29 protein-coding genes are annotated in these 25,905 nt (G+C 72.2%); 20 read left to right on the forward strand and 9 right to left on the reverse strand.

The genetic code is table 11. The features are described 5' to 3' along the window. Position 1: 1 nt before the first annotated feature. Both ACZ3I4_RS32340 and ACZ3I4_RS32345 read left to right on the forward strand, forming a co-directional pair. Positions 2-601, forward strand: a complete 600-nt coding sequence (locus ACZ3I4_RS32340; RefSeq protein WP_465385838.1) for a class F sortase — start codon at positions 2-4, stop codon at positions 599-601. Next, complete coding sequence (locus ACZ3I4_RS32345) at positions 567-1,652, forward strand: vWA domain-containing protein (protein ID WP_465385839.1); 1,086 nt, start codon at positions 567-569, stop codon at positions 1,650-1,652. The genes ACZ3I4_RS32340 and ACZ3I4_RS32345 overlap by 35 nt, the downstream gene beginning before the upstream one ends. On the opposite strand, the gene ACZ3I4_RS32350 is transcribed toward ACZ3I4_RS32345, so the two are convergent. Beyond that, positions 1,634-2,953, reverse strand: a complete 1,320-nt coding sequence (locus tag ACZ3I4_RS32350) for a PucR family transcriptional regulator (RefSeq protein ID WP_465385840.1) — start codon at positions 2,951-2,953, stop codon at positions 1,634-1,636. The two genes, ACZ3I4_RS32345 and ACZ3I4_RS32350, sit on opposite strands and share 19 nt — an antisense overlap. Between ACZ3I4_RS32350 and ACZ3I4_RS32355 the strand changes: the two genes are divergently transcribed. The 6 genes from ACZ3I4_RS32355 (at position 2,888) to ACZ3I4_RS32380 (ending at position 9,164) form a co-directional block, all read left to right on the forward strand. Beyond that, a complete protein-coding gene (locus tag ACZ3I4_RS32355) occupies positions 2,888-4,180 on the forward strand; it encodes a cytosine permease (protein WP_465385841.1) in 1,293 nt (430 codons plus the stop codon). The genes ACZ3I4_RS32350 and ACZ3I4_RS32355 overlap by 66 nt on opposite strands. Continuing rightward, entirely contained in the window at positions 4,180-5,181 is a 1,002-nt protein-coding gene (locus tag ACZ3I4_RS32360; protein ID WP_465385842.1) for a TIGR03619 family F420-dependent LLM class oxidoreductase, read from the forward strand. The genes ACZ3I4_RS32355 and ACZ3I4_RS32360 overlap by 1 nt, the downstream gene beginning before the upstream one ends. Then, positions 5,178-6,281 carry a M24 family metallopeptidase gene (locus tag ACZ3I4_RS32365; protein WP_465385843.1) on the forward strand — a complete coding sequence of 368 codons (1,104 nt, stop codon included), beginning with the start codon at positions 5,178-5,180 and terminating at the stop codon, positions 6,279-6,281. The genes ACZ3I4_RS32360 and ACZ3I4_RS32365 overlap by 4 nt, the downstream gene beginning before the upstream one ends. Next, positions 6,278-7,495 carry a threonine synthase gene (locus tag ACZ3I4_RS32370; protein WP_465385844.1) on the forward strand — a complete coding sequence of 406 codons (1,218 nt, stop codon included), beginning with the start codon at positions 6,278-6,280 and terminating at the stop codon, positions 7,493-7,495. The genes ACZ3I4_RS32365 and ACZ3I4_RS32370 overlap by 4 nt, the downstream gene beginning before the upstream one ends. Continuing rightward, a complete protein-coding gene (locus tag ACZ3I4_RS32375) occupies positions 7,492-8,439 on the forward strand; it encodes an LLM class flavin-dependent oxidoreductase (protein WP_465385845.1) in 948 nt (315 codons plus the stop codon). The genes ACZ3I4_RS32370 and ACZ3I4_RS32375 overlap by 4 nt, the downstream gene beginning before the upstream one ends. 173 nt (positions 8,440-8,612) lie before the next feature. Then, on the forward strand, positions 8,613-9,164 hold the full coding sequence (locus ACZ3I4_RS32380) for a hypothetical protein (RefSeq protein ID WP_465385846.1): 552 nt from the start codon (positions 8,613-8,615) through the stop codon (positions 9,162-9,164). A gap of 16 nt (positions 9,165-9,180) precedes the next feature. On the opposite strand, the gene ACZ3I4_RS32385 is transcribed toward ACZ3I4_RS32380, so the two are convergent. Then, positions 9,181-9,942 carry an alpha/beta fold hydrolase gene (locus ACZ3I4_RS32385; protein ID WP_465385847.1) on the reverse strand — a complete coding sequence of 254 codons (762 nt, stop codon included), beginning with the start codon at positions 9,940-9,942 and terminating at the stop codon, positions 9,181-9,183. Positions 9,943-10,006: 64 nt separating this feature from the next. Next, entirely contained in the window at positions 10,007-10,939 is a 933-nt protein-coding gene (locus tag ACZ3I4_RS32390) for a helix-turn-helix transcriptional regulator (RefSeq protein ID WP_465385848.1), read from the reverse strand. Positions 10,940-11,001: 62 nt separating this feature from the next. Between ACZ3I4_RS32390 and ACZ3I4_RS32395 the strand changes: the two genes are divergently transcribed. Together ACZ3I4_RS32395 and ACZ3I4_RS32400 are read left to right on the forward strand one after the other, a co-directional pair. Beyond that, positions 11,002-11,370, forward strand: coding sequence for a VOC family protein (locus ACZ3I4_RS32395; RefSeq protein ID WP_465385849.1), 369 nt, complete (start codon positions 11,002-11,004; stop codon positions 11,368-11,370). Between the two features lie 39 nt (positions 11,371-11,409). Beyond that, complete coding sequence (locus tag ACZ3I4_RS32400; RefSeq protein ID WP_465385850.1) at positions 11,410-12,075, forward strand: hypothetical protein; 666 nt, start codon at positions 11,410-11,412, stop codon at positions 12,073-12,075. Between the two features lie 17 nt (positions 12,076-12,092). Here ACZ3I4_RS32400 and ACZ3I4_RS32405 read toward each other — a convergent pair whose 3' ends face one another. Then, positions 12,093-12,560 (reverse strand): nucleoside deaminase, encoded by a 468-nt coding sequence (locus ACZ3I4_RS32405; protein WP_465385851.1) that lies wholly within the window; start codon positions 12,558-12,560, stop codon positions 12,093-12,095. A 67-nt stretch (positions 12,561-12,627) separates the two neighbouring features. Between ACZ3I4_RS32405 and ACZ3I4_RS32410 the strand changes: the two genes are divergently transcribed. From ACZ3I4_RS32410 to ACZ3I4_RS32425, 4 genes are all read left to right on the forward strand, one after another. After that, complete coding sequence (locus ACZ3I4_RS32410) at positions 12,628-13,635, forward strand: acetamidase/formamidase family protein (RefSeq protein WP_465385852.1); 1,008 nt, start codon at positions 12,628-12,630, stop codon at positions 13,633-13,635. 68 nt (positions 13,636-13,703) lie between these two features. Beyond that, a complete protein-coding gene (locus ACZ3I4_RS32415) occupies positions 13,704-14,222 on the forward strand; it encodes a SigE family RNA polymerase sigma factor (protein WP_465385853.1) in 519 nt (172 codons plus the stop codon). Continuing rightward, positions 14,219-15,451 (forward strand): hypothetical protein, encoded by a 1,233-nt coding sequence (locus ACZ3I4_RS32420; protein ID WP_465385854.1) that lies wholly within the window; start codon positions 14,219-14,221, stop codon positions 15,449-15,451. Before ACZ3I4_RS32415 ends, ACZ3I4_RS32420 begins: the two co-directional genes overlap by 4 nt. An 18-nt stretch (positions 15,452-15,469) precedes the next feature. Next, complete coding sequence (locus ACZ3I4_RS32425; RefSeq protein ID WP_465385855.1) at positions 15,470-16,585, forward strand: Kelch repeat-containing protein; 1,116 nt, start codon at positions 15,470-15,472, stop codon at positions 16,583-16,585. Positions 16,586-16,588: 3 nt separating this feature from the next. Here the strand turns inward: ACZ3I4_RS32425 and ACZ3I4_RS32430 are convergent, their stop codons facing one another. After that, entirely contained in the window at positions 16,589-17,335 is a 747-nt protein-coding gene (locus ACZ3I4_RS32430) for an SDR family NAD(P)-dependent oxidoreductase (RefSeq protein ID WP_465385856.1), read from the reverse strand. Positions 17,336-17,375: 40 nt separating this feature from the next. On the opposite strand from ACZ3I4_RS32430, the gene ACZ3I4_RS32435 reads away from it, so the two are divergent. From ACZ3I4_RS32435 to ACZ3I4_RS32445, 3 genes are read left to right on the forward strand one after another with little or no spacing between them, the layout of a single operon-like run. Next, positions 17,376-18,284, forward strand: a complete 909-nt coding sequence (locus ACZ3I4_RS32435; RefSeq protein WP_465385857.1) for a DUF6282 family protein — start codon at positions 17,376-17,378, stop codon at positions 18,282-18,284. Further along, positions 18,281-18,844 carry a carboxymuconolactone decarboxylase family protein gene (locus ACZ3I4_RS32440; protein ID WP_465385858.1) on the forward strand — a complete coding sequence of 188 codons (564 nt, stop codon included), beginning with the start codon at positions 18,281-18,283 and terminating at the stop codon, positions 18,842-18,844. Before ACZ3I4_RS32435 ends, ACZ3I4_RS32440 begins: the two co-directional genes overlap by 4 nt. Next, the gene (locus tag ACZ3I4_RS32445) at positions 18,805-19,656 is read left to right on the forward strand and encodes an N-acyl homoserine lactonase family protein (RefSeq protein ID WP_465385859.1); all 852 of its coding nucleotides are present in this window, start codon (positions 18,805-18,807) and stop codon (positions 19,654-19,656) included. The genes ACZ3I4_RS32440 and ACZ3I4_RS32445 overlap by 40 nt, the downstream gene beginning before the upstream one ends. A 39-nt stretch (positions 19,657-19,695) precedes the next feature. Here ACZ3I4_RS32445 and ACZ3I4_RS32450 read toward each other — a convergent pair whose 3' ends face one another. The 3 genes from ACZ3I4_RS32450 to ACZ3I4_RS32460 are packed head-to-tail and all read right to left on the reverse strand — an operon-like array spanning position 19,696 to position 22,810. Then, positions 19,696-21,138 (reverse strand): flavin-containing monooxygenase, encoded by a 1,443-nt coding sequence (locus ACZ3I4_RS32450; RefSeq protein WP_465385860.1) that lies wholly within the window; start codon positions 21,136-21,138, stop codon positions 19,696-19,698. Next, positions 21,135-22,034 (reverse strand): cupin domain-containing protein, encoded by a 900-nt coding sequence (locus ACZ3I4_RS32455; protein ID WP_465385861.1) that lies wholly within the window; start codon positions 22,032-22,034, stop codon positions 21,135-21,137. The genes ACZ3I4_RS32450 and ACZ3I4_RS32455 overlap by 4 nt, the downstream gene beginning before the upstream one ends. An 11-nt stretch (positions 22,035-22,045) precedes the next feature. Then, positions 22,046-22,810, reverse strand: a complete 765-nt coding sequence (locus ACZ3I4_RS32460) for an HpcH/HpaI aldolase family protein (protein ID WP_465385862.1) — start codon at positions 22,808-22,810, stop codon at positions 22,046-22,048. Between the two features lie 120 nt (positions 22,811-22,930). On the opposite strand from ACZ3I4_RS32460, the gene ACZ3I4_RS32465 reads away from it, so the two are divergent. Then, positions 22,931-23,602: a GntR family transcriptional regulator gene (locus tag ACZ3I4_RS32465; protein WP_465385863.1), complete on the forward strand. Its 672-nt coding sequence runs from the start codon at positions 22,931-22,933 to the stop codon at positions 23,600-23,602. A 68-nt stretch (positions 23,603-23,670) separates the two neighbouring features. After that, positions 23,671-24,081, forward strand: coding sequence for a carboxymuconolactone decarboxylase family protein (locus ACZ3I4_RS32470; protein ID WP_465385864.1), 411 nt, complete (start codon positions 23,671-23,673; stop codon positions 24,079-24,081). Here ACZ3I4_RS32470 and ACZ3I4_RS32475 read toward each other — a convergent pair. Next, positions 24,069-24,899, reverse strand: coding sequence for an SDR family NAD(P)-dependent oxidoreductase (locus ACZ3I4_RS32475; protein WP_465385865.1), 831 nt, complete (start codon positions 24,897-24,899; stop codon positions 24,069-24,071). The genes ACZ3I4_RS32470 and ACZ3I4_RS32475 overlap by 13 nt on opposite strands. Positions 24,900-25,103: 204 nt before the next feature. On the opposite strand from ACZ3I4_RS32475, the gene ACZ3I4_RS32480 reads away from it, so the two are divergent. After that, positions 25,104-25,871, forward strand: a complete 768-nt coding sequence (locus ACZ3I4_RS32480; protein ID WP_465385866.1) for an IclR family transcriptional regulator — start codon at positions 25,104-25,106, stop codon at positions 25,869-25,871. Positions 25,872-25,905 lie beyond the last annotated feature (34 nt).

The following is a 25,905-nucleotide window of genomic DNA, read 5'->3' on the forward strand; positions in this document are numbered from 1 at the left end:
CATGCGCAGACTGGCCGCCGTGACGGCGCTCGCGCTGCTGGCCGCGTGCGGTCCCGGCCGGAGCAGCCCGGCGCCGTCGGCCGGGTTGGAGAACCCGGCCGAAAGCGCCGCCGCGGCCAACCCGGCCGAAAGCTTCGAGTCGAGCACCACATACGAGACCGTGGCGCGACCCGTGCGCCTGCGCATCCCGGCGCTGCGCATCGACACCAGCATCGTCGACCTCGGTCTGCAGAAGGACGGCGCGGTCGAGGTGCCGGCGAGCGTGTCGGTGGCCGGCTGGTTCGACGGCGGGCCGCGCCCCGGCCAGGACGGCCCGGCGGTGATCCTCGGGCACGTCGACTCGCACGACGGGCCCGGCGTCTTCCTCGATCTGCACAAGGCCAAGGCGGGCACGGTCGTCGAGGTCGGCCGGGCCGACGGCAGCACCGCCACCTTCACGATCAGCAAGGTGTCGCGGGTGGCCAAGACCCGCTTCCCGACCGACCTCGTCTACGCGCCCTCCCTCGACCCCACGCTGCGCCTGGTCACCTGTGGCGGCAGCTTCGACCAGACCCGCGGAAGCTACCGTGACAACGTCATCGCGTACGCCGACGCGGCGTGACCGGGCCGTCGGGGCCCTCACCGCCGGGGCCGCGGCGCTGCTGACGCTGGGCGTCGCGGGCCCGGCCGGCGCGGCTCCGGCCGGGACGGTGCCGCTGCCGGTGGAGGCGGTGCTCGGCGGCGACGAGCAGACCACGGTTGTCGTCGATCTGAGCGCGAGCAGCCGCCCCGGTTCCCCGTCGGCCCAGATCACGACCGGGGGCGTACGCCGACCGGCCGCGATCGTCCCGCTCATGTCCGCGGGCCTGGCCGTCACGATCGTGGTCGACACCTCGGCCACCGGCGCGGTCTCGGCCCCGGCCTGGCTCAGCGCCGGCGCCCGGTTCATTCTCGAGGCCCCGCCCGGCACGTGGGCCACCGTGGTCGGCGATTCGGCCCCGGCCGCCGTGCTAGCCCCGCCCCAGCAGGATCCGACCGGCGTCGTGGCCGCCCTCGGCGGCGTCCAACCGCACGGCACGCGCGACACCGCCGCCGCCCTCGAACTGGCCGCAAGCCAGTTCCCCGACGTGCCGGCGGGCCGCAAGCTGGCCGTCGTCTACACGGGCGCGGCCGACGCGGGCGGCCCCCCGGCCGGGGACCTGGCCGAACGGTTCCGCCGGGCCGGGATCATCCTGGTCGTGGCGACCACGGCCGGCGCCAGCCCGTACTGGTCGGCCGCGGCCGAGGCGACCGGCGGATTCTTCGCCCCGGCGGGCAACCCGGCGGTCGTGCCCGCGCTCGACCAGGTCGAGACCACGCTGCGCGGCCGCTACCTCGTGCGCTTCCCCACCCCGGCCGGCCGCCCGGCCGAGGTGCCGCTGCAGGTGACCACGCCCGACCTGACCCTGGCGGCCGAGGTGCCCGTGCCCGCCGCGGCCCCACGCCCGGAACCCGGCGGGCCCGGCCGCATGCTGACCGTCGCCGCCGTGGCCGCCGTCGCCGTCGTCGGGCTGGGCCTGCTCGTCACCTGGCTGCTGAGCCGCCGGGCCCGCCGCCGGCGCCGCCCACCGCCGATCGTGATCGCCCACGGCCGGGCCACGGTGACGCCCCGCGATCAGGAGAGCTCGCGGTAGCGCAGGGCCATCAGGATGTCGGCCCGCACCAGCGCCGCCGGCCCCCCGACCTCGAGCGCGTCGGTGATCTGGCGCAGCCGGTAGGTCACCGTGTTTTCGTGCAGCCGCAGCGCGACCGCGGTGGCCCGGGTCGACAGGCCGCTGTGCAGATAGACGCGCAGGGTCTCGACCAGGGGCGCCTTGCCGAGGATCGGGCCGAGCGCGCTCTGCACCACCTGCCGGGCGTCGAGCGGATTCTCCAGCAGCAGAACGTCGGCCGCGACGGCGGCGAACTCGACCACCCCGGCGCGGCCCGTACGCCGTCCGGCCTCGGCCGCCGCCATCGCCTCGCGGCACGACCCGGCCACCTCACCGAACCGGGGACGCGGCAGCCCCACCCCGATGAGCAGGCCGCCGAGGGTGACCCGGCTCAGCGCCGCGATCAGGCCGGGCACCTCGGGCGTGACGATCACCGCCACGTCGTCGCGGGTGCCGACCACCGTGCGGCTGTGCAGCAGCGGGCGCAGCGCGTCGAGGACCACCCGCTGGGCCCGCGGCAGCAGCTGCGACCCCCGTACGGCCAAGGCCCGGTGTTCGCCCTGGACGGCCACGCCGATCAGCTTGGCCCGTTCCTCGATCACCTGCGGGTCGAGCAGTTCGCCGCCGGTCAGCCGGGACACCAGGTCGGTCGCCATCTGCTCGAGGTGGGCGGCCACTTCCGTCCGGGCCCGGCGGTAGGCCTCGGTGGACGCCGAGGTCATCAGGTCGACGGCGGCGGCCAGATCGCGGGTGGCCTGCCGGTGCTCGTCGGGGGTCAGCGGCGCGTCCACGGTCGCCAGCCACGAGAAGACCTCACGCTCGGCCCGGTGCCACGACGTCACGACGGCCTCGATGGGCACGCCCTGGATGGCCCGGCGCTCGCCCAGGGCGGCCGCGGTGACCAGCTCGGGCCCGGCCGGCAGCCGGCGTTCGGCCACACAGAACAGCAGCGTACGGATGTTGGGGGTGATCGTGCCGGCCAGGTCGGCGAGGTCCATGCGGTCCTCGTCATAGCCCGGTAACTGCCGCCAAACATCGGAGACCAGCACTTGCGCCAAGTCGGTAACACGGCTGAGAAGAGTGTGTGCCCGTTGTGGGATATCCACAAGAAGTACTCCTCGTTCTTCCGCCTCGCCTGGGTAGTCTCGACACCCGCCCTCCCAGAGTATGTGGTGAATCGCTAAGCGCGACCAGCCTGGGGGATCAAGGAGACAACGATGACGACCGACGAACGCGCGGCCCGAGCCGTCGAGGGTGATCTCGCCGGGACCATGGACGACCATGCTCTCGAACCGGTGCCGGCCGCCCGGCGCAAGCCTCTCCTGCAGCTGATCGTGGTGCAGGTCGGCTGGAACATCAGCGTCAGCAGCTTCCTGGTCGGCGGGGTGGTCGGCGCCGGCACCACGTTCGGCGAGGGCATGCTGGCCATCGGCCTGGGCAACGTGGTGCTGGCCGTGGTCGCCTCGCTGATCGGCATCATCGGCTTCCGCACCGGCCTGACCAGCTATCTCGCGTCGCGGGCGGTGTTCGGCCGGGCCGGTTCGGTGCTCGTCTCGATCGTGCTCGGCATCGTCGCCATGGGCTTCATCGGCGTCCTCATGGACACCTGGGGCGGCGCGGTCCACAAGCTGATCCCGGCCATCCCGTCGTCGGTGTTCATCATCGTCTTCGCGGCGGCCATCCTGACCACCGCGATCTTCGGCTTCAAGGGCCTGCACACGTTCTCGATGATCGCCGTGCCGGTGCAGGTGGCGATCGGCCTGTTCGCGCTGTACCGGATCGGCACCCTGGACGGCGGGTTCGGCGAGGTGTTCGACGCCGGCCCGGTCGCCGCGATCGGTTTCTCGGCCGCGGTCAGCTCGGTCATCGCCACCTGGGTCACCGGCGCGGCGCTCGTCTCCGACGTCCAGCGGTACGCGATCAAGGCCCGCGACGTCGTCATCTCGTGCGTGCTGAGCTTCGTCGTCGGCGTCGGCATCTTCGAGATCATCGCCACCGTCTCGGCCATGAAGGTCGGCAACAGCAACTTCGTGGTCGTCATGCAGGGCCTGGGCCTGCTCGCCCCGGCGGCCGTGCTGCTGTTCCTGGCCCTGTGGAACACGGCCGACAACAACATCTACTCGGCCTCGCTGGCCTTCACCTCGGCCTCCAACCTGCTCAAGCTGAAACTGAAGAAGCCGGTGTGGACCGTCGTCGCCGTGGTGATCGCGGTGGCCATCGCGTTCCTCGGGGTGGCCGACCAGTTCGGCAAGTTCCTCACCGTGATCGGGGTCGTGGTGCCACCGTTCGCCGGCCTGCTGATCGCCCACTTCTGGGTGGTGCAGCGCAACGCGGCCGAGGCGCTGCACAACCTGCCCGCCGTACGGTGGGAATCTCTGGTCTGCTGGATCGCCGCCGCGCTGCTCGCCTACTACGGCGACTTCCTGCTCGTCAACGCGATCGAGGGGCTGGTCAGCGGGTTCGTGCTCTACACGATCGCCGGGCTCGCCCTGAGGAAGGTGAGGTCCTGATGCGGTACGGGCTGGGCGTTCCGACCGGCACCGAGGGGCTGATGTATTCCGTCCCGTACGCCGACATCGACCAGGCCGTCGAGCTGGCGGTCAAGGCCGAGCTGAGCGGGTTCGAGTCGGTGTGGGGCAACGACCACCTCACCACCCAGCGCTACGTGCGGGACAGTTTCTCCACGCCGCCGCGCTACTACGACCCGTTCGCCTACTTCAGCTACGTGGCCGCGGTGACCGAACGCGTACGGCTGGCCACCGCGATCATGGTGTTGCCGTTCCGCAATCCCGTGGTCGCGGCCAAGCAGGTGGCCACGCTCGACCACCTGTCGCACGGCCGGGCGGTGCTGGGCGTCGGGATCGGGGCCTACCGCGAGGAGTTCCAGGCGATGGCGCCGGGCGTGCCGCTGCACCGGGGCGAGCACGCCGAGGAGGCGATCGCCGGGCTGCGGGCGCTGTTCACCGAGCGGCGGGCCTCGTACCGGGGCAAGTGGGTGAACTTCGACGACGTGGAGAGCTACCCGAAACCCGTACAGGATCCGCTGCCGATTCTCTCGGGTGGCAACTCGCCCGGCAGCCGGTCGAGGGCGGCGCGCCTGGCCGACGGATGGCTGCCGGCCTGCCTGTCCCCCGCCGAGGCCGCGGCCGGGCTGGGGCTGATCCGCGACGAGGCGGAGCAGAACGGACGGGCGCTGACCGGCGACTTCGAGGTGGCGCTGCAGGTCTGCGTGAGCGTGGCGCCGACCCGCGAGCAGGCGTGGCGGCGGTTCGAGTCGTCGCAGCTGTTCCACCACCTCGTGTCGCTGTCCAAGACGACCCTCAAGGACCAGGGCGTCGACGACCTCATCTCGCGCAACCTGATCGGCACCCCGCAGGACATCGCCGAGCAGGTCACCGCGTACGGGGAAGCCGGGGTGAACACGATGGCCGCGCTGCTGTTCGCCGCCGATTCGGTCGGCGAGACGATCGACATGATGGCCCAGTTCGGGCAGGAGGTGATCGCGCGATGACCGGCGACCTCGCCGCGGAACGGCTGGCGCGGCTGCGCAAGGGTCTGGCCGACGCGCCGTTCGACGCGATCGTCCTCACCGAGCCCGAGAGTGTCCTGTACGCCACCGGCTACCGCAGCATGCCCGGTCAGGTGTTCCGCACCCATCGCATGGCCGCGGTCGTCACCGGCGACGACCTGTGGCTGATCTGCACCGCCGCCGACGCCCCGGCCGCCGCCGCCTCGGGGATCCCGGCCGACCGTCTGGTGCCGTTCGGCCGCTTCTACGTGGAGGCGCAGACGCCCGACGAGGCGCTGACCCGGATGGCCGACCGTCACCCCGACCTGGAAAGCGCCCTGCGGACGGCGCTGGGCCAGCTGCCGCCGGGCACCCGCGTCGTCCGCGAGCCGGAGACCGACGTCGCCACCGAGGCCCGCATGATCAAGCTGCCGGGCGAGGTCGACCTGCTCCGGTACGCGGCCCGGCTGTGCGAGGCGGCCGTGGCGGCGGCGCTGGCCGAGGCCCGGCCGGGCACCACCGAACGGGAACTGGCCGCGGTCATCGCGGCGACCATGAGCGCCGGGGGCGCCGACCCGCGGTTCGTGGTGGCCTGCATCGGCGAACGCAGCGCGCTGGCCGACGTGGTGCCCAGCGACCGGGCCTGGCAGCCGGGCGAGACCGCGCGGTTCGACGTCGGATGCGTGGTGGACGGCTACTGGTCGGACATCGGCCGCACGGCCGTGCTGGGCGAGCCGGACGAGCGCCAGCGCCGCGTCTACGGCGCCGTGCACGCGGGCGAGCAGGCCCAGCTCGACGCGGCCCGGCCCGGGATCACGGCCGAAGAGCTGTTCCGGCTCGGGCTCGACGGGACGGCCGCCGGGGTGCCGCGCTACCGCAGGCAGCATTGCGGGCACGGCATCGGGCTGTCCATCTACGAGCCGCCGATCATCGCGCCGGGCGGGGAGACGCCGCTGCGGGCCGGGATGACGTTCTGCTTCGAGACGCCGTACTACGAGCTGGGCTGGGGCGGCATGATGATCGAGGACACCGTGCTGATCACCGAGGACGGGTACGAGATGCTGTGCACCGGCGAGCGGGACCTGCTGGTGGTGCCGGCGTGAGCGCGTACACGGGGAACCTGGTCTGTGTCCGGTGCGGCGCGGTCTATCCGGAACCGGCCCCGGCGCTGATCGGCGCCGGCTGCCCGGCCTGCGTCGGCGCCAACGTCCTGCCCGAATACGACCTGTCCGGGCTGCGCGGGGTGCCGGTCGGGGACGGGCCGGGCATCTTCCGCTATCGCCGGCTGCTGCCGCTGGCCGCCGACGTCACACCGGTCAGCCTGGGCGAGGGCGGCACCCCCGCGGTCGAGGTGCCGCGCCTGGCCGAGAGCCTCGGCTTGCGGCGGGTGTGGGTCAAGGACGAGAGCCGCAACCCGACGTGGTCGTACAAGGACCGGCTGGCCGCGGTGGCGACGACCAAGGCGGTCGAGGTGGGCGCGGAAACGGTCGTGGTGGCCAGCACGGGCAATCACGGGGCGGCCGTGGCCGCGTACGCCGCCCGCGCCGGTCTGCGCTGCGTCGTGCTGACCCTGGCGTCGGTGCCGACCACGATGAAGACCCTCATGCAGGCGTACGGGGCCGAGGTCGTGGCTCTGCCCCGGCCGGCCGACCGCTGGCACCTGATGGGCGAGCTCGTGAAGGCCCGCGGCTGGATGGCGATGTCGGGCTACGCGGATCCGCCCGCCGGTTCCCACCCGTACGGGGTGGACGGCTACAAGACCATCGCGTATGAGCTGATCGAGCAGCTGCCGTCGCCGCCCGACGTCGTGGTGGTGCCGGTCGCGTACGGGGACGGGCTGTCCGGCATCGCCCGCGGCTTCGCCGACCTGGTCGCCCTCGGGGTGATCGCCCGGGTGCCCCGGCTGATCGCCGCCGAGCCGTTCGGGCCGCTGGCCCAGGCCCTCGCGACCGGGGCGGACACCGCCGGTCCGGTGCCGGTGCGGCCGTCGGTGGCGTTCTCGACCGCGTCGCCGTTCGGCACCCAGCAGAGTCTGGCCGCGCTGCGGGGCAGCAACGGCCTGGCCATCGCGACACCCGACAACGACGAGATCATGGCGGCTCAGCTGTCGCTGGCCGCGTCCTCCGGGGTTTATCTGGAAGCGTCGAGCGTGACCGCGGTGGTCGCGCTGCGCAAGGCCCGGCTCGGGCCCGACCAGACCGCGGTGGTCATCGGGACGTCGACCGGGCTCAAGGACGTCGGCGCCACCGCGGCCCGGCTCGACGAGGTGCCGGTGATCGAGCCGACGATCGTGGCGCTGGACAAGGTGCTGCGATGAGGCTGGCCTTCTCGATCTCGGGGCATCGCGATTCGGCCGGGGCGGTCCGGGCCGCGGTCGCCGCCGAGCGGGCCGGGTTCCATGACGTGTGGCTCACCGAGGACTACTTCGAACGCGGCGCGTTCGCTCTGGCCGGGGCGGTTGCCGCCCGTACGCGATCGGTCCGGATCGGCCTCGGCGTGGTCAACCCGTGGACGCGGCATCCGGCGCTGACGGCCATGGAGTTCGCCACCCTCGACGAGCTGAGCGGGGGCCGGGCGGTGCTCGGGCTGGGGACCAGCAACGCGCACTGGATGACCGACAAGATGGGCATCCCGTTCGACCGTCCGCTGGCCCGCACCCTCGAGGCGACCGGCCTCATCCGGCAGTTGCTGACCGGCTCGCCCGTGAAGTTCGAGGGCGAGTTCTTCACGGTGGACACCCGGCTGTCGTTCACGCCGGTGCGGCCGGACCCGCCGATCGTGCTCGGCGTCAAGGGGCCACGGGCCATCACGCGGGGCGGCGCGGTGGCCGACGGTCTGCTGCTGTCGATCCTGGCCGGTCCCGGCTACGTGCGCTGGGTGCGCGAGCGGGTGGGACCCGGATCGGAGCTGTCGGCCTACGTGGGGATCGCCGTCGACAACGACCCGGCCCGGGCCCGTGACCGCCTGCGGCCGATGGTGGCCCAGTTCCTGGGCGTGCACGGCGACCACCTCATCACCCGTACGGCCGGGGTCTCCGCATCGTCGGCCGCCGAGTTCCGGGCCGGCTGGCTGAACGGCTCGCCCCGCACCGACCTGGTCACCGACGAACTGCTCGACGAGGTGGTGGTCGCCGGCGACCCGGCCGGTGCCGCGCACGGCCTGGCCCGCCTGGCCGAGGCCGGTCTCGACGTCGCCGTCATCCGCGACGACCCGGCCGTCGACCCGGCGGAGACCCTGGCCGCGGCCCTCTCCGCGGGTTAACCGCCGCAGCGATGGGAAACATCCAGGCGGTGACGAACGCGAGGCCACGACGGGCCCCGGCCGACCCATGGTGGCGCCGGACGCCACCGCCCGGCCCGGCGCAAACCCAGGCACCTCCGGACACAGTCCGGCTCGAGATGACCAAACACGAGTACACCGCTGTGAAGACGGAGATGTCCGCGGCCATCGCCGCTCAGCAGACCGTGATGACCTACGCGCTGGCCGCCGCGGCCGCCATCTTCACGGGCCTGCTGGCGACGTGGAAAGACGTCGGCATCCGCGTCTCCATCCTCGCGCTGGCGCCCCTGTTTCTTCATCTCATGTGGTTCGTGTGGCTGGGTGAGCTGATGCGCATGGCCCGCGCCGCACGCTTCCTGTGGGAGCTGGAGAAGAAGGTGAACTCCTGGTACGTGCCGCCCGTTTCGGTCACCCGGCCGACGGACTCCGACCTGCCCGCAGAGCCGCTGCTGCACTGGGAAAGCTGGGTGCGCGGCGAGAACCGCTGGCACAGGAATCTGCACCTGGGGCCGTCCTACGCACTGGCCTCGACCGCGGTCATCGGCATGGCGGTCATCTCGGAGGTGCTGTCCTTGATCTTCGCGTTGACCGAGTCCGTGCCGGCGCCCTTGCGCATCATGACGTTCGTGTCACTGCCGCTGTTCGTCGCGCTGGCCTGCTTGGGCGCGGGCATCGTGTTGCGAAATCCCATTCTGCGCCGCGGCTAGAAGTCGTGACACAGCCTCACCGGGGGTGGGAGGCGGCCAGGGCGGGCTCGGTCAGGAAAGCCAGGACCTCGGTGGCGAACTGGTCGGGGGCCAGGCTGTGCACGCGGTGGCCGACCGGGATAGTCGACAGGCGGGCGCCGGGGATGGCCGCGGCCGCCTCGGCCAGGCGGTCCGGTGGGATGCAGCTGGTGGGGCCGCCGGAGAGGATCAGGGTGGGGTGGGTGACCCGGCCGAGCTGCGACCACCACGCGACGTCGGGGCGGGTCAGCTGGCGCAGCAGGGCGGCCAGGGCCCGCAGGTCGTAGTCCGGCCGGCCGGTCAGGATGCCGGCCACGGCGGCCAGCACCTGCCGGGGATTGATGCCCTTGACCGGCTGGGCCCGGCGCGGCGGGGCGGCCAGATCCTCCAGCACCAGCTTGGCGATGCGGCCGGGGGCGTGCAGGGCGGCGGCGAGCGCGGCGTAGGCGCCGACCGAGTGGCCGATCAGGACGGCGTCGCGCAGCTCGAACACGTCCAGCAGGCCGAGCACGTCGTCGCGCAGGCTGGTCAGGGCGTACTGCCCGGGGCGGGCGCTGGTGGCGTGCCCGCGCAGGTCGACGGCGATCGCCCGGTGCCCCTCGGCGGTCAGGCGGGCGGCGAACCTGTCCCACGTACGGGAGCTGCTGCCGCTACCGTGCACCAACAGCATCGGGGTGCCCGACGGGTCGCCGGCCTCCCGGTAGCCGAGGCGGACACCGTTGACCACGACGGCGCCGGACGCCGACCACTCGAAGACCATCCACGCTGTTTACCAGACGTTGGTGTACAGGCCCTGAGAAATCCACGGGAGCGTAGGCCGGCGGTCAGGCCGCACCCAGCCGCCGTGCCCATTCGTGCACCAGATCGCGCAGCCGCTCGGGCTCCCGTACGGCGAAGGGAAGCCCGAGGCCGCCGAGGACCCCGGGCACCCAGTCGAGCCGCTCGGCCCGCAACCGCACCACCACCCAGCCGTCCTCGGTGTCGGGCTCGACGGTCGCGAGGCCGTCGGGCAGCCGTTCCCGTACGTCGTCCTGCGCGCCCCGCACCCGCACGACGACCCGGTGCCGCCAAGGCGTGCCGGACAGGCCGGCGAGCACGGCGCCGGCCGGTTCGAAATCGCCGGGCGCCGCGAACGTCTCGGCCGTGACCCGCACCCACGCGATCCGGTCGAGACGGAACGTGCGCAGCTCGCCCGACCGGGAGTCGGCGCCGGTCACATACCAGCGTCCGCGATGGGCCACGATCCCGTACGGGTGCAAGGTCCGCTCGCTGCTCCGGTCGTGCCGGTCGGTGTAGCCGATCACCGCCGGATGCCGTTCCCGGGCCGCCTCGGCCAGTCGCAGCAGGACGGACGCCTCGGGCGGCACGGTCCCGCGGGCGGGCGCCGTGAACTCGGTCGTCTCGAACAGCGCCTCCATCCGGGACTTGAGGGCCTTGGGCAGCACCCGGCGCACCTTCGCGGCGGCGCTTCCAGCCGCGGTGTCCTCGCCGCCCGCGGCCAGACCGACCAGGACGGCCAGGGCTTCCTCGTCGGTCAGCATCAGCGGCGGCATCCGGAACCCGGGGGCGAGGCGGTAACCGCCGTAGCGGCCGCGCACCGGCTCGACCGGCACCTCCAGATCGATCAGGTGCCCGACGTAGCGGCGTACGGTCCGCTCGTCGACGCCGAGACGCGCGGCCAGATCGGCGGTGGTCCGGGTGCCGCCCGACTGCAGGATCTCCAGCAGGCCGAGCACGCGAGCGGTGGGCCGGGTCATGCTCGCCATTGTCCCGCAATACCGGGCGGAAGCTGTCCGGTATTGGTTCTAGCGTCGGCCGCATGAACCTTGCTTCGATCCGCATCATCACCAGCGACGTCGACCGCCTCACCGGCTTCTACGAGCTCGTCACGGGGCTGACCGCGCGGCGTCACACACCGCTGTTCGCCGAGATCATCACTCCGGGCGCGACGCTGGCCATCGGCGGAACCGCCACGGTGCCCTTCCTCGACGGGGCCGCCGCCGGGAACGGCCCGGCGATCGTCGAGTTCCGCGTCGCCGACGTCGACGCCGAATACGCCCGGCTGCGCGACCGCATCACCGAGTTCGTGCTGACGCCGACCACCATGCCGTGGGGCAACCGGTCGATGCTGTTCCGCGACCCCGACGGCACCCTGGTGAACGTGTTCGCCCCGCCCGCGGTGGCGTAGGCGGGTGTGTCCTCGCCCGTGGACGGGTACCGGGTGAAGATGGCTCTTCCCCTGCGTACGTCCCGGGTCTTCACCACCGGTGTCACCCTGACCGGCCTGGCCCTGACCCTCCAGGCCTGCGGCTCGAGCGGCGGCACGGCGGACACCACGGCCACCTCGGCCGCCGCGACCACCTCGGCCGCCGCGACCGCCGGGGCCACCTCGGCCGCGCCGGCGCCGCTCGCTTCCACGGCTTCCGCGCCGCTGAACACCGGGGCCATCCTGGCCGGCAAGCGGCAGGCGCTGATCCACATCGCCGAGGAGGACAAGGACTGGAGCGCCACCTACGAGGGGCCGATCGCCATCGGGAACGGCACCGACGACGGCGCCCGGTTCCGGCTCGTGCCCGCGAAGGGCGAGGACCTCTACCTGATCGAGGCGCTGCGCCCGCGCGAGGAGGGCGGCCGCTGGTGCGTCTTCGCCGACGCCCGCGAGGAGCCGGTCGGCGTGGGCACGGTCAAATGCGCGGAGAACGAGACGACGGTCTTCCGGATCACGGCGAACGGCGGCAAGGACGAGAAGGGCCGCCCCACCCACGACGTCACCAACGAGAAGTTCGGCGCCCTGCAGGTGAAGAACGACGGGTCGGCCCTGTACATCCAGGAAATCGGCGACGGCGGCATCCGCGGCTCGTACAGCTTCGTCGACCGAGGGGCCCTGTCGTAGCAGATCGTACGGCCGGGTCAGCGCTTGGCGGCCTGTTCGTGCAACGTTCGCATCTCGTCGTCGAACGGCGGGACCGGGCCGGTCACGGGCAGGCCGGGCACGACCGCGGTGATGGGCAGGACGGCGACCGGCGAAGGAGACAGGCCCCAGCCCGTACGCCATCCGGCCAGCTGCGCGCTCGACGCGGCGTAGACGATCGGGCCCAGGCCGGCCCAGCCGTGGGCGGCGGCGCACATCGGGCAGTGCTCGCCCGAGGTGTAGACGGTGCAGCCGGCCCTCTGCGAGGCGGGGACGTTGGCCACGGCCCACTGGGCCAGCCTCAGCTCGGGGTGGGCCGTCGGGTCGCCGGCGGAGTTTTCGCGGTTGCGGTCCTCGGCCAGCACCGAGCCGTCGGGGGCGGTCAGCACCGAGCCGAACGGGAAGTCGCCGGCCGCCAGGGCCTCCGCCGCCAGTTCCACGCATCGCCGCAGATGTTCCGTCGTCATGGCACCATCCTTCGTGACCGAGTCCGTGGCAACAAGCGGCGACGCGCCGGAGCCGAGGGGAACGCGCATGATCGAGGTTGTCAGCTACCGGCCCGCCGCCGACGAGTTCTCCTACACGTTCGGCGGGCGGGAGGCGCGGCTGCGGGTCGCGCCGGGCACGGCTGTCGAGCTGTACACCGAGGACTGCTTCGGTGGCCGGGTCCGCGATGTCGGCGATCTGCCCTCGGTGGTCTGCGAGTTTCCCTATCTCAACCCGGTCACCGGGCCCATCCACGTCGAGGGCGCCGAACCCGGGGACACCCTGGCCGTGCACTTCGCCGACATCAGGCCCGCCCGGGACTGGGCCGTGTCGTCGACGTTCCCGCACTTCGGGGCGCTCACGGCCACGCACACGACGGCGATGCTGCACGCGCCGCTGGACGAGGTGGTGTGGCGCTACGACGTGGACGCCGGCCGGGGCGTCGTGCGGTATCACGCGCGGCGCAGCGACTTCAGTGTGGAGATGCCGCTCGATCCGATGCACGGGACGGCGGGGGTGGCGCCGGCCGGGTTCGAGAGCCGGATGACGATCGTGCCCGACGTGCACGGAGGCAACCTGGACACGCCGGAGCTGCGGGCCGGGGTGACCGCGTACTTCGGCGTGAACGTGCCGGGCGCCCTGTTCGCGCTCGGGGACGGGCACTGCCGGCAGGGTGACGGCGAGGTGTGCGGCACCGGGGTGGAGGCGGCCATGAACACCACGGTGGTCCTCGACCTGATCAAGGGCGTGGGCACGCCGACGCCGCGGTTCGAGACGGACGACTCGCTGATGTCCGCGGGTTCGGCCCGGCCGCTAGAGGACGCGTACCGGATGAGTCAGCACGACCTGGTGACCTGGACGGCCGGGCTGACCGGGCTCGACGTCCTCGACGCGTACCAGCTCATCAGCCAGGCCGGTGAGGCGCCCGTGGGCAACGTCTGCGACCCGAACTACACGATGCTGGCCAAGCTCGGAAAGACCTATCTGGGCTCCGCCACCGCGTACGAGGGAATGCACTCACGGCTGCGGACGACGGCTCGCGAAATTCTTGCCTGATCGACCCAACCGAATGGCTGCGATCCGCGTCGGTTACGCAGTGACGGTGACAGGGGGCGGGCCGGCGGATGCCGAGAAGAACCGACAGCGAGTATCTGGCGTTCGTGGACGGCCGGGTCGGCGGGCTGCGGCGGGCGGCCTATCTGCTCTGCGGTGACTCGCACGGCGCGGACGACATCGTGCAGGAGACGCTGACCAAGCTCTACACGCGCTGGCCGCGGATCAGCCACGTGGAGAACCTCGACGCGTACGTCAACACGATGCTGGTCCGGGTCTTCCTGGACGACCGCCGCCGCGGGTGGTGGAAGGTCGCGCTGCTCGACTGGCTGCCCGAACGGGTGCCGGCCGCCGCGCCGGCCACCGAGGACCGGTCCGTGGTGCGCCAGGCCCTGATGGGCCTGCCACCCCGGCAGCGGGCGGTCGTGGTGCTGCGCTATCTGTGCGACCAGCCCGTCAAGGACGTGGCCCTGCTCTTGGGCTGCTCCGAGGGAACGGTGAAGAGCCAGTCGGCCCACGCGCTGGACCGGCTCCGCCGGATCTTCGACGACGAGATGCCCGAGGTCACCGCCGCCCAGGACAACCGATGACGGAGGAGAACACGCAGATGAGCGAGGACGACCGCGCGGTGCGGATCCTGCGGACGATGCCCGACGAGCCGCCCGCGCCGTCGACCGTCGACGTGGCCCGGACGATGGACGAGGGCCGCCGCCGGCGCCGGACCCGCCGATGGTCGGGCGGGGTGGCCCTGGCCGCCGTGACCGCGGTCGCGGCGGGCGGCGGAACCATGGCGGTGGCGGCCTTGCGGGAACCGGCCCCGGCCCCGGCGCCCGCACCGGTGGCGACGCCCGCCACCGTGGCCGCCGCGCCCCCGCCGGTTCCGAGGAACTGCCGGGTCACGCTGTTGCCGTCCCGCGGGATCAGCAAGGCGCTGGTGACCGCGGGCGACCCGAGCGGGCGCTATCTGGCCGGGCGCGTCTATCCCGAGGTCGGCCGCGTGCAGACGGTCCTGTGGAAGGACGGCGAACTGGTGCCGGGACCGTCGATGCCGGGCGGGGACGCGGCGTGGAACGACATCAACTCCTCCGGCTTCGCCGTCGGCAACGCCTACGACGACGCGGGGCGGGAGGAGGCGTACGTCTCCCGGGAGGGCGTGACCAGGCTGCTCGGCGGCCGGGCGGTCGCGGCCGCCGTCAACGACGCGGGCGTCATCGCCGGCACGCTGGGTCAGCCGTTCTTCGGTGGCGTTCCGGCCCGGTGGCCGTCGGATCGGGACAGCCCGGAGAGGCTGCCGCTTCCGAAGGCGTTCACCGGCGGCGACGCGATCGGCATCGACGAGGACGGCACGATCGCGGGCCGGGTCTACCGCAAGGTCGGCGAGGGGAACGGCTATCTCTGGCTGCCCGACGGCACCGGGCGGCTGCTGACCCCGCCGAAGGCCACCTACTTCTGGCCCGAGTCGATCAGCGACGGTGTCGTGTACGGGCGGGCGGTGGCCGACAGCCGGGACGGCTCGGCGCGCACCTTCGCGTCGTACCGCTACCGGATCGCCTCGGGCACGTTCGAGAAGCTGCCCGCCGAACTGGGCCCGCCCGCGATCGGCGCCGGGAACGGCTGGGTTCTCGGGGTGCGCGGCCTCGACGAACCGGTCATCGTGGCCGGCCGCCAAGTGGTGCCGCTCCCCCGGTACAAGGGCATGAAGGAGTACGTGGTCAGCAGCTTCAGCGCGGACGGGAAGGTGGCCGCGGGCTACACGACCGACACCGACGAGACCGAGGGCGTCGCGAACCGGCCGCTGCGATGGAACTGCACGGACTGAACCGGAGTCCAACCGGTCATGAGACTGGTCGCGGGGGCATTGTGCGGGGTTCTGCTGCTGGGCGGGTGCGCGCGGCCGCAGGATCGGGAAACGGCGCCGGAGGGCTGGCGGGAGGTCGCCGCCGGCCCGCTCGGTCCCCGGGAGCAGGCTCTGGGGTTGTGGACGGGCCGCGAGGTGCTGCTGATCGGTGGCAGCGACGCGCCTCCGTGCCCGCCCAACGCGAGCTGCGCCGTCGACCCGACTCCCCTGACCGACGGCGCCGCGTTCGATCCGGGGACGAACCGCTGGCGTTCGATCGCGCCGCTTCCGGTGCCGGCTCTTGGAGCGCAGGGCGCCATGATCGGGGCGGCGGCCTACGTGCTGCCGTACGAGACCCGCCGGGAGCTGCTGGTCTATCACGTCGGGAAGGACACCTGGACCCGGCGGGCGACGCCGTTCGACCCGTCGCTGGGCTTCCAGCTCGTGGCAGCCGGGTCCCGTCTGGTGGCGTACGGGGGCACCGACGAGTTCGGACCCGGCCGGGACTTCGCGCTCGACACGCGTACGGGGAAATGGACGACGTTGCCGGCCGACCCGCTGGGCGCCGCGTTCGACCGCAGCATGGCGTGGAGCGGGCGTGAGCTGATGCTCTTCGACCACGAGCTGATCCCCAACCCCGGCGCGGAAGGCCCGACCCTGACCCGGGCGGCGGCGCTGAACCTGGACTCCGGAACGTGGCGGCGGCTGCCCGACTCCCCGATGCTGAGCACCGGCCCGTGGCTGGCGACCGGCGGCATGATGGTCAACCCTGCTCTGGGCGGCGCAGACGGTGGGAAGATCGGCAACTGGGGCCGCACCTACCCGTACGGCGGAATCCTCGACCCGGCCACCGGAGCGTGGACGCCGCTGCCCGACCCGCCACCCGGCGACGCGCTCGGCGGGGCGGCCCGCACCGGCTCGGCCGCGCTCTATCCGCAACTGCCCGACGCCGTCCTGGACGCCGGGACCGGCCGTTGGGAGCGGGTGCACGCGCTCCCGGACGACGAAGCCACCGGCCGCACGGTCGTGGCCGCGGGCATCCGGATGATGGTGTTCGGGGGCGCCCGGGACGAGACGCTGCTGGGCGACGCGTGGATCTGGACGCCGAAGCGGTAGGGCTCAGGCCAGGAAGCCGCCGTCGACCGGCAGCACGACCCCGGAGAGGTGGCTCGCGCGGTCGCTGAGCAGGAACGACACGGCGGCTGCGACGTCGGCGCCGGTGCCCGCCTTGCGCAGCGGAGTGGCCGCGATCCGCGCCTCCACGCCGCCCGGAACGGCCAGCCGGGTGCGATCGAGCATGGGCGACTCGGTGGGTCCGGGCGCGACCGCGTTGACCCGGATGCCGGACGGGCCGAAGTCGTGCGCGGCGGTGCGGGTCAGCCCGATCACCGCGTGCTTGGTGGCCTGGTAGGCACCCATGCCGGAGCTGCCGCGCAGACCGCCGATGCTGCTGGCGCCGACGATCGACCCTTTCCCGTACGCCCGCATCGCGCGCACCTCTTCGCGCAGGCACAGCCACATGCCCTTGACGTTGACCGCCATGATCCGGTCGAAGTCCTCCTCGGTGACCTCGTCGAGGCGGCCGCCCTGCGTCGTCGCGGCGTTGTTGAAGGCCCCGTCGAGCCGGCCGAAACGAGCGACCGTCGCGTCCACGAACCGGGCCACGTCCCCGGCCTTCGAGACATCACCGGTCTCGTACGCGACCTCGTGTCCTCGCGCACGCAGGTCTTCGGTGAGTGCGGCCAGGGGCGCCGCGGTGCGGGCGACCAGCATCAGGCGGGCGCCGTCGGCGGCGAAGACCCGGGCCGCGTCGGCGCCGATCCCGGCGCTCGCCCCGACGACCAGAACGACTTTCCCGTCCAGCATGGTGCTTGAGGATAGTGTCATACAGTCATACAATTCAAGCGTGATCGACGCGCTGCCCGACGGGTTCGGGGCTCTGCTTCGCGGGGCCGTCGACGTGCATGTGCACGGGCAGCCCGACCTCTCCCCCGCCCTGGCCAACCGGGGCGCCGACGTGGAGGTGGCGCGGCTGGCCCAGTCGTACGGGATGGCGGGGTGGGTTCTCAAGTCGCATCTATGGGCGACAACCGACCGGGCCCGGGCGGTTCAGGAGGCCCTGGACGACGGGTTCGCGGTCCACGGCAGCATCACGCTCAATCCGCCGGCCGGCGGGCTGGAGGCTGCGGTCGTCGAGCTGGCGGCGGCGCACGGCGCGCGGGTGGTGTTCCTGCCGACCTGGGGCACGGTGGCCGACGCGGCCCGCGGCGGTTACGTCTCGACGCTGCTGGGACGCATGGCGCCCTCGTTCGACGCGTACGCGGCCCGCACCGCCGTCGCGTTGTGCGAGCCGGGCGGCGCGCTCTCCGGGCGTACGCGGGAAGTGATCGACGCCTGCCGGGAACGCGGACTGGCCCTGGCCACGGGTCACGCGTCGATCGAGGAGAGCCGGGCCGTCGCCGAGTACTGCGCGGGCATCGGGCAGCGACTGCTGATCACCCATCCGCTGCACTACACGTCGGATCCGGCCGTGCTGCGCGAGCTCGCCGGTCTGGGCGCCTGGCTCGAGTTCAGCAACGCGCCGCTGCTGCACCCGGACGGGCACCTGACCGTCCGCGACGTGCACGAGGCGATCCAGGCGGTCGGGCCGGAACGCTCGATCCTGACGACCGACGTGTTCTCGCGGTGGGTGCCGCCCGAACCGGAATGCCTGCGCGTCTTCGTCGAGCAGCTGGCCTATCTTGGCTGGCCCGCCGGCCCGATCGCCACCATGGTGTCCGCCAACCCCCGCGCCTTTCTGGGAGAGCCCGCTTGAGAATCGACGACGTCGACCCCGCGACCATGACCGCCGAGCAGAAGGCGCTGTACGACATCTACACCACCGGCCCCCGGGTCGCCCCGGCCAGCCCGTTCTCGCTGGTCGGCCCGGACGGGCGGCTCCAGGGACCGCCCGCCGTCTGGGTCATCAGCCCGACGTTCGGCAAGGCCCTGCAACACATCGGCAGTGCCGTCCGGTTCGGCTCGCAACTGCCCCTGCGCGCTCGCGAGATCGCCATCCTGCTGGTCGGCCATCATCACAAGAGCCCCTTCGAGCTGTACGCCCATGAGCGCGCGGGCGCCGCGGCCGGGCTCACCGCGGACGACCTGGCCGGGCTGGCCGAGCGACGGGAACCGGCCGGGCTGTCGGAGATCGAGGCGTGCGTCTTCCGGACCACCGTGCGCGTGCTCGACCACGGCACGCTCGACGAGGACGAGTTCCGCACGGCGGCCGGCCTGCTCGGCGAACCGGGGCTGCTCGAGCTGGTGACGATCGTCGGCTACTACACGATGGTCGCGTGGCAGCTCGCGGTGTTCGACGTGCGGCCACCGGCGTGAACTGGTCGATCACGGTCCTCGAGTACGGCTACGTCGACCGTTTCCCGGCCAGCAACCTGTTCGCGGCTCAGCCCCACGAGGGTCACCGCCGGATGCCGTACTGCTTCGGGCTGCTGCGCTCGGGCGATCGGTGCATCCTGGTCGACACCGGGTTCGACGATCCGGCCGTCCATGCGCGGCTCACCGCCAAGTACGGCGAAACGCGCTGGGCCGCACCGGTCGACGTGCTCGCCCGCGTCGGTGTGCGGCCCGAGCAGGTCGACACCGTGCTGCTGACCCACAACCACTTCGATCACGCGGGGTGCGTCGACGCCTTCCCCGAGGCGCACGTCTGGATCCAGCGCCGCGAGATCGAGTCGTACGTGGCCAACGCCGCCCGCCCCGGCCGTTTCGAGTTTCTGACCCGCTCGTGCCAGGCCGGCCTGCCGCAACTGCTCGAAGCCCGCCGCGCCACGCTGGTCGACGGTCACGCCACGGTCGCGCCCGGCATCGAGTTGCGCCCGGCCCACGACACCCACACCGCGGGCTCCCAGGTCGTCGCGGTCACCAACGACACGAACGGCCCGTGGATCTTCGCCGGCGACAACGTCTACAGCTATGAGAACCTCGAGGGCCTGCACGGCGACGGCGTCCTCGCGCCGATCGCCATGACCACCGGCAGCGCGGCGACGTGGCTCGGCTTCGCCGACGACATGCTGGCCGCCGTCGGCGGCGAGACCCGCCGGATCCTGCCGTTCCACGAGGCCGCCCTGTGGGACCGCTTCCCGTCCGTCACCGGCCCTGACGGCTTGCACGTGGCCGAGATTTCCTGAGGCGGTGCGCGCCACCGCCGGAACCGAGGCGGCGGTGGCTCAGCGCGGACGCAGGCCCAGGCGGTCGAGGAGCCGGGTGGCGAGCGCGTAGGCGAGGTGCCCGGCCGGCCACTGGGTCACGTTGTGCCCGGACGGGTCGTGGTAGTAGTTGTGACAGCCCGCGTTCATGGCCGAGGCGCTGGTGGCCAGCCGGCGGTCGACCCACGCGACGAAACGGCGGGCCGCCTCGGGTGAGGTGTCCACCGCGCGGCGGGTGCGTTGCATCCGGCGGACGGCGCGCACGACGACCTCGGCCTGCCGCTCGAGCTGGGCGATGACCGAGACCCCGCCGTTGGTGTTGGGGCCGTAGAGCATGAAGAAGTTCGGGAAGCCGGGCACCGTGATGCCGAGGAACGCGCTGGCCCGCTCGCGCCACACGTCGTGGAGGCCGCGCCCGTCCCGGCCCTTGACGTCCAGGCCGGCCAGGAACTTCGTGGGTTGGAAACCGGTGCTGAGGATGAGCACGTCGATGTCGCGTGTGGTGCCGGTCGAGTCGGTCACCCCGTACGGGGAAACGCTGGTCACTGAGTGCGGCACCAGCTCGACATCGGGACGGTTGAGGGCGGGATAGAAGGTCGACGAGAGCACCGGCCGCTTGCAGCCCCAGGGGTAGCCGGGTGTGACGGCGGCGCGGGTGGCCGGGTCGGTGATGCTGCCCGCGATGAACCGCTCGCACACCTCGCGCATGCGCTGCTGGCGACGGGAACGTACGTCGTAGCCCTTGAACCGCTGGTTGCCTTTGTGGAAGATCCAGGCCCGGTGCAGGCGGCGGGCGAGCGGGACGTTGCGGAACATCCACCGCTCGCGGGCGGTGTACTCGCGCTCGTTCTTGGGCTCGATCCAGCCGGGCTCACGCTGGAAGACGTGCACCTTGGCGGCGGCCGCGGCGATCGCCGGCACGATCTGCACGGCGGTCGACCCGGTGCCCACCACGGCCACGTTCTTGCCGGTCAGGTCGTGCTCCTCCCAGCGCGAGGTGTGGAAGCACGGCCCGGCGAACGTCTCCAGGCCCGGCCATTCGGGGTAGCGCGGCACGCTGAGCAGGCCGAGCGCCGAGATGACGACGTCGAACTCCTCGGTGTCGCCGGTCGAGGTCGACAGCGTGTACGTCGAGGTCGACTCCTCCCACACCAGGCCGGTGACGCGGGTGTTGAGCCGCAGGTGCGGCCGCAGCCCGAAGCGGTCGACCACGTGTTCGGCGTACGCCAGCAGCTCGGGCTGGGTCGCGTGGGTACGTTTCCAGTCGTATTCGAGGAACGAGAACGAGTACGCGTGCGAGTGCACGTCGACCTCGCAGCCCGGATAGCGGTTGTCGAACCAGGTGCCGCCGACGCCGGCCGACTGTTCGAAGATGACGAAGTCGGCCGGCGTGCGGCGAAGCTTGACGGCGGCCGCTATCCCGCCCATTCCGGAGCCGATGATGGCCACCCGCAGGCGCTTCATCGCGGGGCCGGCGCGGGGTAGTCGTCGGCGTTGAACACCCAGCCGTCCATGGCCGAGAAGTCGGAGCGGGGGGTGCAGAACACGTCGATCAGGTGGTTGGTGCCGGCGCCGATCGCCTCGCTGGTGTGCAGCGACGGCGGCGGGATCACGGTGACCGAGGGCGCGACCACGCGCTGGTGCTCATCATCGCGCCAGTGGGCCTTGTTGGTGGTCCACGGCCAGCGGATGTGGTGCACGTACTCCCCGGCCAGGACGATCGAACATTGCTCGAAGTCGTCGTGCTTGTGCGGCGACATCTTCGACGGGTCCCGCGGCCCCTGCTTCGGATCGATGAAGTTGACCATGAAGGTGGTGCAGCGGTAGAGCCGGAACGGCGGGTTCTTCAGGGGCGCGACGGTCAGGTCGTAGGTGCGGACGCGGTAGCCGCCGACGGGCTCGGGCCAGGGCTCGTACGGGGCGATGTTCTCGTGCCGTTCGTCGTACGAGCCGGCGTTGGCGGCCAGGGCGGCGATGTCGGGCGACTGCGTGGTCAGCAGGCGGATCACCCGGCCCTGACCGGTGACGGTCACGGTGCTGTCGCCGGGCGGGACCACGATCATCGTCTGGCCCTCGGCCGAGACGTCCCCGACGGTGGCGCTGAGCGTGGGATCGGCCAGCAGGACGACGTACTCGTCGGGCTGGCCGGTCCGGCTGAAGGTGGTCGTGCCGTCGAGCTCGGAGTAGCCGACGACGAAGTTCTGCCCGCGGGCGTACCAGGTCGAGACGCCGTCGGCCTTCTCGGCCGGGGGCAGATCACGGAACTGGACGTGCTCGGCGCCGGAGAACCGCTCGGGGGTGGGCGCCGCCGCGGCGGCCGACGGCAGGGTGGAGCGCAGGTCGGTGGAATCGAACGCCATGGGGGTTCTCCTTATTTGCCGGGGAATCCGGCGACGGCGGAGGTCGCGGCCGACCGGAGAAGGCTGGTGTCGTTGCTGACCATCACGTACGAGAAGCCGCGGTCGGCGGCCGCGCGGGCCTGCTCGGGGGTCTGCACGGCGGTGCCGGCCGGGACGGTGCGGGCCCGCGCCACCGAGAGCAGGAAGTCGATCAGCTTCTGGATCTCCGGGTCCGACGCGGGCAGCCCGGAGGACAGCCCGAGGTCGCCCAGGCCGAGAAACACCCCGTTGAGCCCGGGCACGTCGAGGATCTCCTCGGCCCGTTCGACGGCGCCCCGTTCCTCGAGCTGCACCGCCCGCAGCACCTCTTCGTCGCCGAAGCGCAGGTATTCCTCGCGGGACAGCCCGCCCCAGCGCCCGGCCCGCGAGGTGCTGCCCAGGCCGCGGTCACCTCCGGGCGAGAACAGCATCTGCCGGACCGACGAGGTGGCCTCGGCCACGGTGGTCACCCGCGGCACGAGGATGCCGTCGACCCCGCTGTCGAGCAGCCGCTGCAGGTGACTGCCGCTGCGGTCGGGCACCCGGACCAGGACGGACAGGCCGGCGCCCTGGGCCACCACGGTCGCCTGATAGGCGAACTCGAGGGTGAGCGGGGCGTGTTCCATGTCGATGACGATGTAGTCGAAGCCGGCGTCGGCCAGGATCTCCACCGGCTCGAGGGCCGGGATCTTGAGCCAGGTGCCGATCAGGCACCGGTCGGCCGAGGCCAGACGACGAGCGAAACCCATTCGAGCCATAACGCTCCTCACGAGGGTTTTTGTGTTCCAGGATTGTAGCATCGTCATACGATCTGAAACGACGACGAGGTCAACGCCCAGGCCTGGGTACGATGTCTGACAAACACACAAGGAGGACCGGTGACACAGACCAACGGGTTGCGCGTCGAGCGGGCCCCGGCCCTCATCCGCTCGCAGGTCACGGACAACCTCCGGCAGGCGATCATCGACCGCCGGCTGGCTCCGGGTCAACGGCTGATCGAACGGGAACTGGTCGAGCAGACCGGTGTCTCGCGCACCAGCATCCGCGAGGCGCTGCGCGAGCTCGCGGCCGAGGGCCTGGTCACCGCCATCCCGAACAAGGGCACGGTGGTCACGAGCGTCAGCGCCGAGGAGGCCCGGCAGCTCTATCAGGTCCGCTCGGCCCTCGAGGCGCTGGCCGGGCGCCTGTTCGTCGAGAACGCCGGCCCGTCGCACCGCAAGGCCCTGGCCCGCGCCCTCGAACGGATCGAGCGGCTCAAGGATCGCGGGCAGCCGATCCTGGAAGCCAAGGACGCCTTCTACGACGTGCTCTTCTCGGGCAGCGGCAACGAGGCCCTCAAGCAGGTCGCGGCCGGGCTGCACGCCCGGGTGAGCGTGCTGCGCTCGCTGTCGATGACCGTGCCCGGGCGGCTCGACCACAGCGTCGAGGAACTCCGGACGATCGTGCGCACAGTCGACGCCAACGACGCCGACGCGGCCGCCGCGGCCTGCGCGCGTCACGTCGAACAGGCCGGGCTGGCCGGCCTGCAAGCACTCACTGAGCAAGAATGATCCTTCTCAAGATTGTATGACCGTCGTACGCTGTCTCTGTCCTCGAAGGCACGAGACAGGAGCGGTTCATGGACGAAAGCAGGCTCGAACGCGGCAACCGGGTCCGGCGCGAGGTGCTCGGCGACGCGCACGTCGACCGGTCGATGCTCAAGGCGACCGAGTTCACCCGGGTCGTGCAGGAATACGTCACCGCGAGCTGCTGGGGTGACGTCTGGTCGCGGCCCGGGCTCGACCGGCGCACCCGCAGCCTGCTCAACCTGGCCATGCTGACCGCGCTCAACCGGCCGCACGAGTTCTCGGTGCACGTCCGGGGCGCGCTGAACAACGGCTGCACCGAAGCCGACGTCCAGGAGGTTCTGCTGCAGACCGCGGCCTACTGCGGCGCCCCGGCCGCGCTGGAGGCGTTCCGGCTGGCCGAGAAGGCCATCACGGAGTGGCGGCAGGAGAACGAACCGGCCGGGGTCCCCTACCGGCCGTAGAGCGACCGGTCGTAGGCGGCGAAGTCCCACGCGCCCGCCCCGCCCGAGGGCCGGACGGTGCTCACGATGCTGGCGCCGCCGTCGACCGAGACCACTTCGCCGGTCATGTAGGCGGCGTCGTCGCTGAGCAGGAAGGCCACCACCGAAGCGACGTCGTCGCCCGTGCCCGCCCGGCGCAGCGGGGTGCTGCTCGCCCGGCGGGACATGTCGTCCTTGCCGCCGGCCACATCGGGGGTGGCCGCGAACAGGTCGGTCGGCACGATGCCCGGGGCCACCGCGTTGACCCGTACGCCCAGAGGCCCGCCGTACATGGCCGCGCCCTTGAGAATGCCCAGCACCGCGTGCTTGGACGTCTGATAGGCCAGCAGATCGGCGCTGCCGCGCAGGCTGCCGATCGAGCCGGTGATCACGATGTTGCCCGCCGTGCCCTGGGCCGCGTACCGGCGGAAGGCCGCGCGGACGCCGAGGAAGACGCCGCGGACGTTGACCGCCATGACCTGGTCGAACTCGGCCACGGTCAACTCGGGCAGGGTGGCGAACGAGCCGGGAACGCCCGCGTTGAGGTGGTGCAGGTCGACGCGGCCGAAATGCTCGGCGGCGGCGCTCAGGTAGCCGTCCACCCCGGCCTCGGCGGAGACGTCGGCCGCCACCCCCAGGGACTCCACCGGCAGCGACTCCGCGAGCTTGCGCACGCGCTGCTCGTCGAGGTCGACCGCGACGACGTGGGCGCCCTCCGCGGCCAGCCGGCGGGCCGTGGCCGCACCGATTCCGCCGGCCGCGCCGGTCACCACCGCGACCTTGCCCGACAGTCCGCGCATGTCCCACCTCCGATAACAGTCGTTCGCTCGGCCTGCGATTGTATGTCAATCGTACAATCCTGTCATCGCCGGAATTTAACTTCGGGGTAGTCGACAGGAAATCACCCGTGGACCTTGACATGCCGCGGGATGGATCACCTAGATTCCTGGTACCGGATTTCCGGACGGCCACCCCGCAATGCGGGATGACGGCAAGGAGGACGCATGACGAGCACCTCTCGAGGGCCGCGCGCCGACGGGCTCGAGATCGCCAGCGGCGACCTCCAGGTGGTGGCCCGGGTGGCCCAGCTGCTCCGGCTGCTCGCGACCCACGACACCATCGATCTGGTGTCGGCCGCCGAGGAGCTGGGCGTCGGCAAGTCCACCGCCCACCGCTATCTGGCCTCGATGGAGAACCACGGGCTCCTGCAGCGCCGCGACCGCAACCAGTACGAGTTCGGGGTGCTGCTGGCCGAGCTGGGCACGATGGCGCTGTCCCGGCTGGGGGTGCTCGATCTGGCCGGCCCGGTCATGGACGACCTCAGCGACCGGGTGCGGCTGACCGTCGTGCTCAGCGTCTGGAACGGCATCTGCCCCGTGGTGGCGCAGGTGCGCGAGGACAGCAGCCGTACGGCCCACGTCTCGATAGCGGTCGGCAGTCAGCTCGGCCCGGACGCGGCCCAGACCATGGTGTTCTGGGCCTTCCGCGACGAGTCCTACTACCGCTTCCGCGAGGGGGCCCCGCCGGTCAACGCGACCGAGGCGGAGCTCGCGGAGGTCCGCCGCACCGGGATCGCCTTCCGCGGCAGCCCTCAGAACGGCATCAGCGCCGTGGCGACCGCCGTCCGGGATCCGGGAGGTCAGGTCGTGGCGACGCTCGCCGCCGTCGACATCGCCCAGTTCGTACCCGAGGGAACCGACACCGAGGTCGCCCGCGCCCTGCTGGCCGGGGCCGAGACGATCAGCCGCCGGATGGTCAGTCCGCTCGACTGAGACACCCCAGACTTGTGCGCCCCTTCCCGGGGCG

It is taken from the genome of Actinoplanes sp. NPDC021490, from assembly GCF_055562135.1.

Excerpts from the sequence above, each read along its gene's own strand:
- ACZ3I4_RS32350 (WP_465385840.1), bottom strand. The coding sequence starts at position 2,953 with ATGGTCGTCCATGGTCCCGGCGAGATCACCCTCGACGGCTCGGGCCGC.
- ACZ3I4_RS32430 (WP_465385856.1), bottom strand. The coding sequence starts at position 17,335 with ATGCTGGACGGGAAAGTCGTTCTGGTCGTCGGGGCGAGCGCCGGGATC.
- ACZ3I4_RS32365 (WP_465385843.1), top strand. The coding sequence starts at position 5,178 with ATGACCGGCGACCTCGCCGCGGAACGGCTGGCGCGGCTGCGCAAGGGT.
- ACZ3I4_RS32410 (WP_465385852.1), top strand. The coding sequence starts at position 12,628 with ATGATCGAGGTTGTCAGCTACCGGCCCGCCGCCGACGAGTTCTCCTAC.
- ACZ3I4_RS32355 (WP_465385841.1), top strand. The coding sequence starts at position 2,888 with ATGACGACCGACGAACGCGCGGCCCGAGCCGTCGAGGGTGATCTCGCC.
- ACZ3I4_RS32475 (WP_465385865.1), bottom strand. The coding sequence starts at position 24,899 with ATGCGCGGACTGTCGGGCAAGGTCGCGGTGGTGACCGGCGCGGCCGGC.
- ACZ3I4_RS32390 (WP_465385848.1), bottom strand. The coding sequence starts at position 10,939 with ATGACCCGGCCCACCGCTCGCGTGCTCGGCCTGCTGGAGATCCTGCAG.
- ACZ3I4_RS32420 (WP_465385854.1), top strand. The coding sequence starts at position 14,219 with ATGACGGAGGAGAACACGCAGATGAGCGAGGACGACCGCGCGGTGCGG.
- ACZ3I4_RS32455 (WP_465385861.1), bottom strand. The coding sequence starts at position 22,034 with ATGGCGTTCGATTCCACCGACCTGCGCTCCACCCTGCCGTCGGCCGCC.
- ACZ3I4_RS32385 (WP_465385847.1), bottom strand. The coding sequence starts at position 9,942 with ATGGTCTTCGAGTGGTCGGCGTCCGGCGCCGTCGTGGTCAACGGTGTC.
- ACZ3I4_RS32425 (WP_465385855.1), top strand. The coding sequence starts at position 15,470 with ATGAGACTGGTCGCGGGGGCATTGTGCGGGGTTCTGCTGCTGGGCGGG.
- ACZ3I4_RS32360 (WP_465385842.1), top strand. The coding sequence starts at position 4,180 with ATGCGGTACGGGCTGGGCGTTCCGACCGGCACCGAGGGGCTGATGTAT.
- ACZ3I4_RS32400 (WP_465385850.1), top strand. The coding sequence starts at position 11,410 with ATGGCTCTTCCCCTGCGTACGTCCCGGGTCTTCACCACCGGTGTCACC.
- ACZ3I4_RS32460 (WP_465385862.1), bottom strand. The coding sequence starts at position 22,810 with ATGGCTCGAATGGGTTTCGCTCGTCGTCTGGCCTCGGCCGACCGGTGC.
- ACZ3I4_RS32380 (WP_465385846.1), top strand. The coding sequence starts at position 8,613 with ATGTCCGCGGCCATCGCCGCTCAGCAGACCGTGATGACCTACGCGCTG.
- ACZ3I4_RS32405 (WP_465385851.1), bottom strand. The coding sequence starts at position 12,560 with ATGACGACGGAACATCTGCGGCGATGCGTGGAACTGGCGGCGGAGGCC.
- ACZ3I4_RS32375 (WP_465385845.1), top strand. The coding sequence starts at position 7,492 with ATGAGGCTGGCCTTCTCGATCTCGGGGCATCGCGATTCGGCCGGGGCG.
- ACZ3I4_RS32480 (WP_465385866.1), top strand. The coding sequence starts at position 25,104 with ATGACGAGCACCTCTCGAGGGCCGCGCGCCGACGGGCTCGAGATCGCC.
- ACZ3I4_RS32395 (WP_465385849.1), top strand. The coding sequence starts at position 11,002 with ATGAACCTTGCTTCGATCCGCATCATCACCAGCGACGTCGACCGCCTC.
- ACZ3I4_RS32450 (WP_465385860.1), bottom strand. The coding sequence starts at position 21,138 with ATGAAGCGCCTGCGGGTGGCCATCATCGGCTCCGGAATGGGCGGGATA.
- ACZ3I4_RS32415 (WP_465385853.1), top strand. The coding sequence starts at position 13,704 with ATGCCGAGAAGAACCGACAGCGAGTATCTGGCGTTCGTGGACGGCCGG.
- ACZ3I4_RS32340 (WP_465385838.1), top strand. The coding sequence starts at position 2 with ATGCGCAGACTGGCCGCCGTGACGGCGCTCGCGCTGCTGGCCGCGTGC.
- ACZ3I4_RS32470 (WP_465385864.1), top strand. The coding sequence starts at position 23,671 with ATGGACGAAAGCAGGCTCGAACGCGGCAACCGGGTCCGGCGCGAGGTG.